The sequence below is a fragment of the Pseudovibrio denitrificans JCM 12308 genome (assembly GCF_001310815.1).
Classification (GTDB): domain Bacteria; phylum Pseudomonadota; class Alphaproteobacteria; order Rhizobiales; family Stappiaceae; genus Pseudovibrio; species Pseudovibrio denitrificans.
In genome coordinates this window covers 19,066-31,590 of sequence record NZ_BAZK01000031.1, presented here as the reverse complement: position 1 = coordinate 31,590, position 12,525 = coordinate 19,066, and the positions used below count along the sequence as shown (strand labels likewise).

Genomic DNA, 12,525 nt, shown 5'->3' with positions numbered 1-12,525 from the left:
AAACCGATGTTCGGCTGGGTACTCTAGGAATACTTGATCTCTCAGATCGCGACCCAGGCGTACCGCATTTGGATCAATGCTTCGATGTGGTTTACCGCGAGCTCACAGGTGAAGCAGATAGGGCGGCCTTAGTGATGCGAGTCCCCGCAAATGTTAGAACACCCTCAGATTCTAAAGGTAAAGCCAAAAGCGCTTGAACTAGAACTGCAATCGATGCCTGCATTAAAAAGAGTATTGCGACTATCACAATGATCAATGAGGTCCGGTTTTACCAAATGTGATGTGACGAGTACTTATCAGAGAGGTTTCAATGCCCACGCGTATTAGAAAAGCAAGATTTGATGAGTTCACCTTTGGTTTTAGTGGCTCAGGTGATCAAGAGAACTGGAACGCGGTTGCGTATTGGTCGACGCACGACTCAGAAGCTCTTGCGGCGCTTTACTATGTGGAAAAAGCTGATAGCTATCTAGGGGTTCTGTGCCTGCGAAACGACCAGCACAGATTTGCTCCCCACGGCCCATTAGTCCCGTTTCGTACGTTACGGGAGGGAGAGGCGTCGATTTGTCAAAAACTTAAAGAAATTGAAGAGAGAACCACTGAGCTGGTTTGCCCAACAGGTGAGGGTAAGCCGGGCGTCGATCTCTTTACAACCAATCACAACGGAACGTTGAATCCTGTTTTTGTCAACATTCGAGATACTATGCACTCACAAGCAGCAAGGAAGCAATTGCAAGAGATCGCAAATTGGTTTGTCGACGGTGATGGCAATTTCGTACGGGAATTTCAAACAGCAGGAACGGACGCGCGCCTTTGGGAGTTATACTTGTTTCGCGTATTCCATGCCTTGGATATGAAAATTGATCAAACTAGCGCAGTCCCTGACTTTACGTTGGAATTGAACGGACAGAAAATGTTCGTCGAGGCGGTCACTGCAAACGCTGGTAGCAATCAAGCAGTGGACTTGATGGCCGGTCCAACGCCGCGACAGATGATTTTTGGAAATTCATCGAAAACGATATGCCGATTATTTTCGGATCCCCGCTCTACTCAAAGATGAAGAAGTCATACTGGGAATTGGAGAATGTGAAAGGTCGTCCTTTTGCTATTGCGGTAGCCGATTTTCATGCGCCAGGGTCTATGATTTGGTCTCACACAGCGCTTTCAATTTATCTGTATGGAACCAGTGCTGAAAAAGTTCTGGGATCTGATGGGCGGTTCGTCGCGATGCCAAAACCGCTTCAATCTCATGTCAAAGGGAAAAAATCTATACCAACGAACTTCTTCGCTCAGCCAGGGGCAGAGAATGTGTCAGCCGTGATTTTCTCAAACGCAGGAACGAAAGCAAAATTCACTCGAATGGGAACACTTGCCGGCTTTGGAAACCCAACAATGACTGTGAGAAGAATCGGCACGCTTTCCAATCCTGAGCCAGGCGCATTGGAAGGTATCCCATTCAATGTGAACATTGAGAATGGGGAATACTGCGAAAACTGGGCTGATGAGCTCGAAATTTATCACAACCCGAATGCTCTAATCCCATGGCCAGATGAGGACCTTATACCCGCAGCGACCCACTTTCGACAGAAGGGTGACGATCTAGTTTGGAGAGGTGCACCCTTCCGAGTCCTGAATTCATATACAGAAGTGATATCGAAGCCCTCTTTTCCGACCGAATAAAATATTTGGCTATAGGACATTGCGCTCAAATATCGCGCTATCCAATAGGCTCTGTGCACCTGCAGCGAATGGCAGCTATGGTGAGCCTCGTCGCATTATGTCGAGGGTTGTTTGAAATGCCGCTTTGGGCCGTTTAAGTAATTGCAGATCGTTTGCAGGGGCTACTGAAGAAGCTTCTTAGTGGGACTAGTTCAACCCTTGCTGGAAATGCTCCAACGGCCGCAATTGGCCCTATTCACTGGCAGGTTGCTGATGACCAATAGCGGGCATTCGCAGGTGTTCGACGCATTCTCAGCTAGGGCAAGGTTTCAACTTTAAGTGAGTGTCTCAAGGCTCAAAATGGAGGAAGTAAACAAGGCCTCCTTTTATAGACCTAAGTTGGTCCAGCCCCACACCATTCGCAAGCGCCTTGACCTACTCCATCTACGGAGACAATAGGATCATCTTCGGCATGCTCATTTGCCTCGAAGCATTCAGGGCAAATTGTGATTGTAGGGTATTGTTCAGATGCTCTATCAGAACTCAAATCGCCAAAAACAACCACTCGTAACATTGGTTTTCCTGAACTCTGTTTCATTTCAGCCCAGCTACTCACTTCTTCATCGGTTGCTTTGCAAACAAGAAAGCATTGACTGGTCATTTCCGAAAACTTTAAATCATCACAGTGCGGGCAATTTACTTCCTCACGCTCTTTGCCCCCGGGGACAACTGGTCCAATGCGTGAAACTGAGTACAAACCACCACATTTATTGCATTGCTCCATGCTGCTTCTCCTTAGTTGGCCCCATCAGGAGGCAATTTTAACTCTTGGATGCCATCCGGTGAAACTGAAAACGCTCTTTTGAACGCATCAATCGAGATCGGTCCTATGTGCCCGGCCTCAATGTGTGGCATTACGTTGTGTCCGTATGCTTTTTCATTATTCCATCGGTCCATCAATTCTGTTGTTGAAATCAGATTTGGTGACGCATGCTGCCGATTGATTTCAATCCAGACTGCCAAATTGCGGGATCTCGGATAAGGAACAAAATTATACCAACTAGACATAGGATAGTTTTCAGAGTACTTTTCAGGATCGAAGTCGCTGAAATCAAATAAACTTATTCCTCCAAGTGATCTAACAAACGGGTAGTTCTTCTTACCATTACCCGTATTGTACCTTTCTCTGTCAGGAATATCTGGCTCTGGAAGGATCGCCTTTTTCTCCATAATAGCCCAAAAGCGCTTCATTGACGTTGTATGCCATAACCCGTCCTTCAAAACCTTAAGCAGATCATCAGCTCTCAATACATTTCTCCTTAATTGGACTTACCAATTTATGACTTCAATACTTGAGGCTGTTTTGTTTAAAATTCTGGCTAAGTCCTGAGCTTGATCGTAAGTTGTGCCTTTAGGAAATCGAATGCTAACTCTCTTGTCGTCAGGTAGCCCAAGATCTTCGTGAGGTTCAACAATTAGCGTCGGATGACCATCTTCAAACTCTTTAACCAGAACAACAAATTTCCTAGACATGCGTGTGTTCCTCATGATGCTTTACAATATCTTGTGCGTTGGAATCGTAGATGGTCTGCAGTTGAAAGTGAGGTCGCTTAACCGCGACAGGATCGAAGGTGTAATTGAGCGCGCCTAAAAAAACCTCCTACAAAAGAAAGTTGGTGTAGATCCGCGGGCTCTGTGATGGAAATGTTCATCTTTTCCCCCATTATGCGAACTTGACAAGTTGATGTTAACAGCAAATTTTGAAAAGTAAGAGAATATTTAAAAGTTCGATTCTTGCAGCTTATTAGGAGGGTGTTCTCATGACTGTCAGTGTAGCATCCAAACAGCGTGCGTTTAGTCGTGAGTTGCGTGAAGCAGGATTTGAGTGGTCTAAAGTCAAGAAAACGCTTCCAGATTGGTATAAAGAAGCCTTTACGACAAATTCCGGGGTGCTGGAGTTGCGGAGCTTCGTTGCCAAGCACTTAGGACTGAAGTTCGGGAATGACGGGAAGCTCACACTTAGAGATTTGCCAGCCGTGTGCTTCAAGACGGCGAAGGGTACTGATCCGGCTGATGTACTTTCTGCTCGAGCATTTGCGACCACAACTGCAAGGGTTGTAGCTAGAGCTACAGATAGTGAATGGCGAGGCATGCCTAGCGATCCTTCCGAGATCCGAAAGTGTGTTTTGGCAGAGCACTCAGAGTTTAACTGGATCGATTTTCAATCCTTGGTCAAATACTGCTGGAGTATAGGCGTACCCGTACTTTATCTTCCAGAGAGTCCGTCTTCTGGGAAGAAGATGGAAGGAATGGTGTCATATTGTGCAGGCCGGCCTGTGATTATTTTGACGAAGAAAAACAATTCTTCAGATTGGCACCTTTTTACGCTTGCTCATGAATTAGGACACATTGCTCTAGGTCATTTGCCTATGACTGAGGGTGAGGCGGTTGTTGACGAAGCGATCATACGAGATGAGCGCGATGATGAGCAGGAACTGGAAGCAAACAAATTTGCAACTAATCTTTTGGCTGAAGGCAAAAAGCTACGACTTCAACGATTGTTGAACGCTGGATCGTTTGCAAATGTGGCTGTGAAATACGCAAAAGAGAATAGTGTAAGCCCTGGACATGTGATCCTTAGCGCATCTAATCATACACAGAAAAAGGGCCAGAAGGTTTTCGCGCTGGGGAATAGCGCTCTGTCGCAGCTTCCTGAAAAATACAATCGTAAGACTGGGGTTGTGTGTAAGAGTGTGGCTCATGACTATATGGACTTATACGAGCTAAGCTCCGACAGTTTTGAATATCTAGAAAATTTAAATATTCTTTGATGGGGCACATGTAAGTGATTGGCCTTTTTGATAAAGATGTTTTTCTCAAGTTGTGCTGTTGTGACTTGTTGGCAGATTTTATAGCTGCGGTTGGGCTTAAAGAATGTTATCGACTAGCCTCTCTCGGGAGTGCAAAGAGTAACGAAAAGTCCATGCGAAAACTTTTGCGCGGTTTGGACGATGAGACGCTTGCGAGCGCAATAGGACGGGTTCAGGATGCGATCAGTAATGTTGGGCAAATCCCTGATGAACTTGCTGAAGACCTTGATACAGATGAGATGTTTCTCAGACTGACAGAAGTTGAATCTGTTGACGTTGGTGAGGCGCAGCTTGTTACAATCTTGCAGAAAAAAATAGAAGCGGGATGTATGATCACCGGCGACAAGCGCTTTTTGAAGGCGCTCAGTGAAGATGTTCCTGAACTATGGTGTGAGGTCAAGTCTTCGATTATTTGCTTTGAGGCTTGCCTGATAGCCCTAGTGCGTGAGTATGGATACGAGTATGTAGTGAAAAAAGTTAGTCCAGTATCTTGTTGCGATAAAGTTCTTAAATTGGTTGTTAGCGGAACAAATTCAGAAGCAGATTTCATTAAAGTGCTTCAATCCTATCTGCCAGAGCCTCCTCAGCAGGATATCGCTCCTGCAATTTAATTCTGTTAGCTTTTCTTTATTGGCTTTCATTGTGTTGCTTCAATATCAATCGATTTCTGTTGCTGGGTTATCTGCATCCCAGCGTTGCTGCCACGAAAAATAGGCTGATTTTGATAGATTCGACCCTTCCATTTCTTTTAGCTCCTTCCAGCTCCGAGCTGTTTTACTGCGTATTCTGCACGCTCTGGATCATGGCTTAGTCCGTCCGCAACGCCAAATTTTAAGACCATAACAACCTTAGAAGGAAACACTCGAATGACCGCTTGTGGCCCAACTCGCATTTTGGGGCCTCGCAGTAGCGTGACCAAAGCGGGTGTTCGCTAACACATGGAAAAATCTCTTCATACGTTAGGTTGTAGTCAAAACGCATGTGTTTATCTTGATCGCGAGGTTTGTGAAGTCTTGCTATTTGACTATTATCGTCAGAATCAATTAAATTTTTCAAAAGATAAGGTTTTGAGATATCTAGGGCTTCACCTACATTTGCCTCAATAGCGGCTAGAACTATGAAGGTGAACAATTTCACTTCTAACCCTTAGTTTTCGGAGTTAGTATTACCTTAATACATTTTGAATGCGGGAGAGCGCCGTGATCAGACACCTAGGGTTTCTTTTGGTCTTTTTATTTTCAAGTCCTGCTTTAGCAATTTGTGATCAACCGCAGCCTCTAAACTTGTTTAGTGGTGCAAGCAGCACTTACGAGGGCTTATGTAACTGGGCTATGAATGCCAATAAAAGTGGTTCTTTGCCCTTACTCCGCTTATATGGAGATGATGAGGATCCTGATTGTCCTGAGAATGGGGACCCAACGTGGGATTGTGATCCAACCTGGCAAGTGGTGAAAGGCGGCCAGGCGGTGCTGTTCAGCATTGGTGAAACTGGAGCTAGCATTACCGTACTTGATCATGTCTTAAGCTCACCTCTGCAAAGTGAAATAGACAATCTTCCGTCGCTGCGCCTTTTGGAATCTAATAGTTATCGGGAAGGGAACGGCTTTGATAAGCAAAGCCTTGTGAATAAGACAGGGGCTGTCGTTAGCCACCACAATTTGGGTCAATGGCTACCTACCGGACACCGTTTTTACTTTATCGCAGTCAAACCGAAGTGAAGCTATGGATGATTTAATTTTTCATTGGGCGCACTTTGAAAGTGCCCTTCGCGTATCGATAAGTGTACTCGTCGGTTGCTTTGTAATTTGCAGCGCAGTTATCTTGCTTTCCTATCGAATTCATCGGTTTGAAGTGTCAGCGTTTGTGCGCTTAGCAGTCGCAACATTTGGAGTTGCAGTTCTAGGTGGTCTAATCGGATTTTCCGGCGGAAATGCACGTGAGGGAGTTGTAGGAGACTTGATGCCCGCCATCCTGTCATTTCTTGCTGTAGCCGCTGCCTATCTCCTTGGAGTCGCTAAGACGCCACCGCGAGACGAAATGTATCCGATAGTTATTTCTTTCGTGCTAGTCCTTTTCTTCTCATATGCACTTGGCGCTTCAAACAGAGGTGGATATGAAAAAGGCGAGTCACGCCGACAGGTGTGCTTGTCGGTATTCACGAATGCGGAAGTTCTGGGCAGTGATACAGCCGTGAAGAACTCACTCGCCTTCTTTGGCGACAAATGCAAGAAAGTGATTACACTTCCGAAAGTAGAAGAATAGAGTTATCAGCGCGTCCACCTCCGCCTATATGGTAGCACCGTGTTTGGTGGTCCTTAATGCGCTGTGAGTCGCTGCAGTGCGCATACATTCTCCAATGGGTTTGCCGCTTGCGTATTTTCCGAAAAATCTCCTCAAAAACGACACCGGATCTGTGAAGGCTGACACAATCATTGACAAAAACGCCAGAGTGACCCCTTCGTCCGCTATGCCATTTTCTGTATGAGACTTTCTTAAACTCCCACAACGGACAAAGGCAGACAGTTGTTATAGCCAGCCTTCGTCAGGATTTAGGTAATAGCTCTAATTGGACAGATCTGAAACCGCATCGCACGAAGTTCAAGCTAGTAACGAGGCTGAGCGTTTTAGATTAATTAGTTGATCTGCTGGCGATTGTCCTGTCCCGTCAGCGCTTTATAAAATGGTTTACTCTTCAACAGATCGTCATTTTCTTTGCCGAGCGGTTTGTCGCCAAACTCCTCGCCACGTGACCCATCTTCATGGCGGAATGTGGCGAATTTCATACCTTCTAGGCCCACGTCTGACTTCGGGATATCGCCTGGTTGAATACCAGCTGCTTCCAGTTCCTGTTCCAGTAGTTTTATGAAGAAATTGTATTCCTGCACACCGCCTGTGAAGTCTTCATCTTTGGTGTAGGGATAAAGCGTGATTTGAGCACCATCGGAAATTCGTTGCTGCGCTTTTTTGTCGATCTCCAGCTGCTTCCTTTTTTCTTCCGAGGGGCTGTCATCCAGTCGTTTGCTAATGATCTGTCGTGCGGTTTGCGTTGCTTGCAGGTTTGAAACTTTGAAGGAAAGAAAGGGGCAGTCGGGCGAGAGAAGAAGCGGGGTTAGAATGTCTCCGGCCTTCTCCACTTGATCTTGCCGAATGCTCAAATGGATCTTGTTACCGTGATAGGTGTAACCGGAGTCTTCTGTTAAGATTGGATTCCCGTCTGCATCAAGCCGGTCGAACCCTACAAAAGTGGGCAATCGTGAATGCCTTTGGATCTGGTGTGTGTCGCTCGACAGTTTCACCTTTTTAGCTTCTATGCGTTGCTTATGGTTGTCTCGGCATTCTCGCATCAGCTCCAGCTTCTCTTTGAGGTCTTCATTGTCTTCTTCCAACTTTGCCAGTTCTTCTTGACACTTTTGAAGTACTGGCAAGTCTCGCAGGAGCCGCAGGTCTTTCAGTCTATCATCTAGCTCTTCGTAGATCTCTATGGACTTAGTTGTCTTAAGTTCCTTTTTTAACTGATTAATTTTGCCTTGAACGTCCTCTATGCCTTCGAACTTTTTTTCTAATCTCTGTATTGTCTCGGGTATCTCTTTGACATGTTTGCATCTTTTCCCTGTTTCGATTTTCATTTCCTGAAGATGCACAGCTTGCATTGCTGTTGGATGGTTCTGTTTCAGGTCTTCATCCCTCTCTGTTTCCAACTTGTATATGTCCATATAAATACTGTTGGAATCGGCGACGGAGTGTTTGCCTGTGTAAGCACGGAGGACTGTTTTCTTGTCCTTCTTTTCGATTTCTGCGGTGGGTTTTAACAGTAAGATGGCTTCTAGCGCACCGATATATGCTGCCATCTGCTCCAGTGTTTTGCTGGCTTCCTTCACTTTGAAGCCACTTAGCAAGAGCTCGGATTCGTCGCCTTTTTCTTTGATTGTTTTGGTTAGTCGTGCAAACTCGTCTCCTCGGAGTTTGAGCTCATCCTTCTTCAAGCCTTTCAACTTTTTAGGATCAACTTTTTCAAGTTCTTGTGCGCGTGCCCTTTGCTCTGCCAACTCTTCTTTGCAATGTAAAAGGTTGCAGGCTGTTTCAACCCCGCAGGAGTAGATAGTTTTCACTTTATCAAGGGTCTGATTCAGTCCGTTCAAGGCGCTCTGGGTTCCAACTTCATTGTGTCCAGCGTTTTGCTCTTCAGCATGATTTAAGAAACCATTGGCTTGTTTGAGAACGTCATCAAACTCCTTTTGCTTCTCACTATCTTTGAAGATGTTTCTACGTTTCTCATAGGCCATGAACTTGTCACGAAGCGCTTTGATTTGAGGGGAGTAGTCAACGGAAAGCTGGTTGTTCCCAGGCTGCTCATCGTGGGGGAGGTGCAACACTTCCTCCATTTGGAACTCCCAGTCCGCATAGTCAGCGTTATGGACTTGATCGTTATTGTTGTTGCCGTTTGGATCATTGTCTTTTTTCGGAGGTGCCATAAACGGGTTCCTTTCGCGTTGGAGAACACGAGAACTTTGCATCAGTTTTCTGCTGGCCTAAACAAGGCTATGTTTTCAGGACCAATGAGAGCTCAACCCAAAAGATAAATCGCCAAGCGTTTACCTTACTCAGTTCCTTTGGGCACGTAAGACACTGCAGCAGACGCAATTTGAAAGGTCCATCCTTGTCCTGGCGCGTTTGAGGGTTGTAAGTCAGCGTCATAGGCCCAAGTCCAGCCAGTTGCACTTGGAGCCCAGAAGTTGAGAGTAAGGCTCATGTCGGACTGAGGAGCTTGTGAGGAACTTCGGACGGTAACCCCGTTGACAAGCCATTTGATGCCATTTGATGACCAGATGATCATCAGATCGATAGGATTACCGAATACTTGGGCAATGGTGTTTTGCTCAGCTTCACCTTGAGCGCTGTCATAAAAAACGTTTGTGTTGATCTGAGGAGCAGGGTTGTTCCAGTATTTTGAGATCAGCTCAAAATCTATTTCATCTCTCTGATCAGTGTTCTGATTGAGCAGGTTGTAAGCAAACAAGGCGGCAACAGCACCTTTGGGCATCGAAGTTGGGCATATAACCCGTGCATGGAAGGCCACCTTTGCGCAGCTGCTCAAGCCCCATTTACTTTTGGTGCTGATCTGGGAACCAAGTAACGCCGAATGGTCAGGGGAGAGTGGATCATATGTGCTTAGTCTGAGCTGTGCACATCCATTCACGACAGGCGTGCAGCCGACTTCGCCGTGAAAGTCTTTTGGATTCCTCAGCGCCGTTCGTCCAAGAAATGAAGCATTATGTTGCTTGGTGTACACTGGGCTAGTCCATTCAGAACGATCTACGTCCGGACCATCGGTAAAAACGTACTTCTTGATAGTCCAAGGCCCGGCTCAATGGTTTCAAGAAAGTCACTTCTGGCATCCATAGTCATATCCTCGGCTTATCTGTTTGATTGATAAGATATCGTAGCGCGAGGTTATGACTGCTGCATTGGATCTTATTAGGCAGAGTTACGACCACGTAAAGCAGCACAGTTAGCCAATAACTAAGTCTCTGATGAACTTGTCCAAGACAAATTATAGGCAGGCAGTAGAACCAACTTACCCATGGGTGCATTGCACATAGCAACTTGAGGGGGCATCTGATAAAATGATTGGGATTTAGGGGCAAAAGCAGCCGCGCTGAGCCAACCAGTGCATCGGGTAAGATAGGCTTTCCCGACTGCGGCAACAGCCTTGCCTCTAAACCGGAGAGTGATGAAATGAGTATACTTCCCATTTCTGTCACGCTGAAAATAAAAAAGACACGGAACAGTTGGCTACTGAGTCTCCGTGTCTCTTTTAAGTAAGTCAGAAACGGAAGGGGGCTTAGCTCCCTTCCACTCCGGTATACTACTCGGAGATTTCCAAAAAATCAATTAGCACGGCTTCACGGACCGCGAGTGATTTGGCGCTTGCTCCAACGATTCCAGGCTGCGCGGGATTTGCTGATGTCACTCCACCTTCCAGTATTGGCGCTACGCTCATTGCTTTTGCCAACCGTCTGCAAAGTCGAACACTCGCAGGTCGCAAAGCGCTTAGCTGCATGGATAAGTAGTTGCTGTGACCTGAAATGGACTTTGCGAATCTTCATTTTCAATTTGGAGATCCAAAAGTTGTCAAGTTCTTAGTTCAATATTTTGCGTGCTTTAAATGTTGGGTCCACTATGGACGCTGTTGTCCATACTTGTTTTTTTGTTGCAAATATCAGTTTTGATAACTGCAGTTCTCCGAGTTTCTCCAAGCATCTCTGAGTTTCTTGAAGCCTCATTCCCATTCTACGAAATTCTCCAACTTTCTACGATTTATGTAATGTTTCTCTGAGTTTCTCCGACTGGAAGTTGGCAAGATAGGCTAAGCGGTGCCGCTTAGCGAGAATTCTCCGCTCTGGGATCAAATCGGAAAATTGCACTTATTCGCACCAAAGTGCTCAACGTCTTTTTGCTACGCAAAACTCGGAGATAATCATCGATACTTTGTTGTGGATAATTTTGATCTACAGTTTTAGAGAAATTATACTGAAAACCCGCAGTTTCCCTTGGCACATAAAAATTGAAGTAAATTAGAGCTATGGCGACACTCAATTCGGCCTAGAACTGTGATCGAAATGAGGCTGGCAATAGTTGGGGTAATGAGTTATGCACGTTTTACTTGTTGACATAGCAAATGCTGTGTGCCCCGGCGGCTATTAAGTTGGCGCTCATAACCACCGGGGCATTGCAAGTACCAAAGCATTCTTGGCACTCGCATAGGAGAAACTACAACTTCTAATTTTAGTCGTAGACATCTCTCACGTCCTGAACGGCGTGAGACTTAACGCATTTCAGCATGGAATGCGATGAGTCGAACTGTGTCTAAATCCTTTTTCCAAATATTAAACATCAGGGATACCCGCGTGACTTGCGGGTAAATGAGTAATGGCACTTCCATGGGGAGATGCTCGAACTCAGTTTCAACTTGTGCGTGTGCATGTCGAGACGGAGATCGGGCGAGGTGTACCTAAACGTAGGATCTTCGAGGCCCTTCTTAAAGAAGGAAAGATCTCTATGGCGGAAAAAACTTTCTACAAGCATGCGGATAAGGCCCTGAAATATGGACCCAAATTGACTTTGGGAGGTGTAACTGCGCCAACGCACCAAAGTAGGCAGGAGCAGCGGGTATCTCCAACATCAGGACCGCTTCTGACATCTCAATCTGAAGGTAAAGGCCGGTTCCAAATGGCTGACGAAATTCCCAACTACGACTAACTGAACTGAGTAATCATGAAGTACGTAAATATAGTCCTGCAAGGAAAAGGCGGGGCCGGTAAGAGTTTTGTCTCTCTTTGTCTTTCTGAGTTCTTAAGACACAAAGAAAGAAAGCTGATTGCAATTGATACAGATCCAGTAAATCCTACTTTGCATTCTTACAAGGCTCTCAATTGTAATCTTATCCGCATGATGGATAACGGTGAGATAGATCACCGCAGCTTTGACCAGATCATTGAAGGCATTTTGGAGGCTGAAGAAGACTCGCACTTCGTAATCGACACGGGTGCAACAACCTTCCTGCCAATGCTCAAGTATCTGGATGAGAACGGTGTTCTTGATCTGCTGCAGGACAACGAATGTGAAGTCGCCATTCATACGGTTGTCAGTGGGGGAGGGGCCATTGATGCTACTCTTTCCTGTGTCGATAAGATCTTCAAAGTATTCCCAAAGCAAAAGATCATCATTTGGAAGAATGAATACTCCGGACTTGCTGCAAAGAACGACAAACCTTTCGAAGAGCTGAAAATCTTCAAGGATAACATTGAACGCATCTATGCGGTGCCAACGCTCAAGCAGCGCACTGGAAGCTCTTTCAACTTCGACATTCAGCAAATGATCGAAAGACGGAAGACCTTCAGCGAAGCAATCAATGACGAGGCCTTTGGCTTATGTCTCGCCAACGTCTCAAGATGGTTCAAAACGATGTGTTTTCACAGCTTGAAACCATGAACTTGTA

Annotated in this window: 13 protein-coding genes; 8 read left to right on the top strand and 5 right to left on the bottom strand. The window is 45.7% G+C overall.

The annotated features are described in order from the left end of the window. Window positions 1-310: 310 nt before the first annotated feature. Window positions 311-1,057 carry a hypothetical protein gene (locus JCM12308_RS25225; protein WP_054785485.1) on the top strand — a complete coding sequence of 249 codons (747 nt, stop codon included), beginning with the start codon at window positions 311-313 and terminating at the stop codon, window positions 1,055-1,057. Beyond that, window positions 1,054-1,677 carry a hypothetical protein gene (locus tag JCM12308_RS25220; protein ID WP_054785484.1) on the top strand — a complete coding sequence of 208 codons (624 nt, stop codon included), beginning with the start codon at window positions 1,054-1,056 and terminating at the stop codon, window positions 1,675-1,677. Before JCM12308_RS25225 ends, JCM12308_RS25220 begins: the two co-directional genes overlap by 4 nt. Window positions 1,678-2,050: 373 nt before the next feature. Here the strand turns inward: JCM12308_RS25220 and JCM12308_RS28035 are convergent, their stop codons facing one another. Genes JCM12308_RS28035 through JCM12308_RS25210 form a run of 3 tightly spaced genes read right to left on the bottom strand, consistent with a single transcriptional unit; the run spans window position 2,051 to window position 3,189 of the window. Continuing rightward, window positions 2,051-2,440 carry a hypothetical protein gene (locus tag JCM12308_RS28035; RefSeq protein WP_128647492.1) on the bottom strand — a complete coding sequence of 130 codons (390 nt, stop codon included), beginning with the start codon at window positions 2,438-2,440 and terminating at the stop codon, window positions 2,051-2,053. Between the two features lie 11 nt (window positions 2,441-2,451). Further along, window positions 2,452-2,964: a hypothetical protein gene (locus tag JCM12308_RS25215; protein ID WP_054785483.1), complete on the bottom strand. Its 513-nt coding sequence runs from the start codon at window positions 2,962-2,964 to the stop codon at window positions 2,452-2,454. 21 nt (window positions 2,965-2,985) lie between these two features. Beyond that, window positions 2,986-3,189: a hypothetical protein gene (locus tag JCM12308_RS25210; RefSeq protein WP_054785482.1), complete on the bottom strand. Its 204-nt coding sequence runs from the start codon at window positions 3,187-3,189 to the stop codon at window positions 2,986-2,988. A gap of 287 nt (window positions 3,190-3,476) precedes the next feature. Here JCM12308_RS25210 and JCM12308_RS25205 point away from each other — a divergent pair, with 287 nt between their 5' ends. From JCM12308_RS25205 to JCM12308_RS25190, 4 genes are all read left to right on the top strand, one after another. Continuing rightward, window positions 3,477-4,487 (top strand): ImmA/IrrE family metallo-endopeptidase, encoded by a 1,011-nt coding sequence (locus tag JCM12308_RS25205; protein ID WP_054785481.1) that lies wholly within the window; start codon window positions 3,477-3,479, stop codon window positions 4,485-4,487. 14 nt (window positions 4,488-4,501) lie between these two features. Continuing rightward, window positions 4,502-5,137 (top strand): hypothetical protein, encoded by a 636-nt coding sequence (locus JCM12308_RS25200; protein WP_054785480.1) that lies wholly within the window; start codon window positions 4,502-4,504, stop codon window positions 5,135-5,137. Between the two features lie 588 nt (window positions 5,138-5,725). Then, window positions 5,726-6,244, top strand: coding sequence for a hypothetical protein (locus JCM12308_RS25195; RefSeq protein WP_128647491.1), 519 nt, complete (start codon window positions 5,726-5,728; stop codon window positions 6,242-6,244). 4 nt (window positions 6,245-6,248) lie between these two features. Further along, on the top strand, window positions 6,249-6,788 hold the full coding sequence (locus JCM12308_RS25190) for a hypothetical protein (protein ID WP_054785478.1): 540 nt from the start codon (window positions 6,249-6,251) through the stop codon (window positions 6,786-6,788). A 371-nt stretch (window positions 6,789-7,159) separates the two neighbouring features. Here the strand turns inward: JCM12308_RS25190 and JCM12308_RS25185 are convergent, their stop codons facing one another. Further along, window positions 7,160-8,998 carry a hypothetical protein gene (locus JCM12308_RS25185; RefSeq protein ID WP_164845363.1) on the bottom strand — a complete coding sequence of 613 codons (1,839 nt, stop codon included), beginning with the start codon at window positions 8,996-8,998 and terminating at the stop codon, window positions 7,160-7,162. 125 nt (window positions 8,999-9,123) lie between these two features. Then, the gene (locus JCM12308_RS28030; protein WP_244272027.1) at window positions 9,124-9,603 is read right to left on the bottom strand and encodes a family 16 glycosylhydrolase; all 480 of its coding nucleotides are present in this window, start codon (window positions 9,601-9,603) and stop codon (window positions 9,124-9,126) included. Between the two features lie 1,982 nt (window positions 9,604-11,585). Here JCM12308_RS28030 and JCM12308_RS28025 point away from each other — a divergent pair. Both JCM12308_RS28025 and JCM12308_RS25170 read left to right on the top strand, forming a co-directional pair. Further along, a complete protein-coding gene (locus tag JCM12308_RS28025; RefSeq protein WP_128647489.1) occupies window positions 11,586-11,786 on the top strand; it encodes a hypothetical protein in 201 nt (66 codons plus the stop codon). Window positions 11,787-11,801: 15 nt separating this feature from the next. Next, window positions 11,802-12,518, top strand: a complete 717-nt coding sequence (locus JCM12308_RS25170; RefSeq protein ID WP_054785474.1) for a nucleotide-binding protein — start codon at window positions 11,802-11,804, stop codon at window positions 12,516-12,518. The last annotated feature ends 7 nt before the right edge of the window (window positions 12,519-12,525 follow it).

Bases quoted from the DNA above. Each gene is read 5' to 3' on its own strand.
- JCM12308_RS25225 (WP_054785485.1), top strand. From the start codon at position 311: ATGCCCACGCGTATTAGAAAAGCAAGATTTGATGAGTTCACCTTTGGT.
- JCM12308_RS28025 (WP_128647489.1), top strand. From the start codon at position 11,586: ATGGCGGAAAAAACTTTCTACAAGCATGCGGATAAGGCCCTGAAATAT.
- JCM12308_RS28035 (WP_128647492.1), bottom strand. From the start codon at position 2,440: ATGGAGCAATGCAATAAATGTGGTGGTTTGTACTCAGTTTCACGCATT.
- JCM12308_RS25190 (WP_054785478.1), top strand. From the start codon at position 6,249: ATGGATGATTTAATTTTTCATTGGGCGCACTTTGAAAGTGCCCTTCGC.
- JCM12308_RS25170 (WP_054785474.1), top strand. From the start codon at position 11,802: ATGAAGTACGTAAATATAGTCCTGCAAGGAAAAGGCGGGGCCGGTAAG.
- JCM12308_RS25210 (WP_054785482.1), bottom strand. From the start codon at position 3,189: ATGTCTAGGAAATTTGTTGTTCTGGTTAAAGAGTTTGAAGATGGTCAT.
- JCM12308_RS25220 (WP_054785484.1), top strand. From the start codon at position 1,054: ATGAAGAAGTCATACTGGGAATTGGAGAATGTGAAAGGTCGTCCTTTT.
- JCM12308_RS25185 (WP_164845363.1), bottom strand. From the start codon at position 8,998: ATGGCACCTCCGAAAAAAGACAATGATCCAAACGGCAACAACAATAAC.
- JCM12308_RS25205 (WP_054785481.1), top strand. From the start codon at position 3,477: ATGACTGTCAGTGTAGCATCCAAACAGCGTGCGTTTAGTCGTGAGTTG.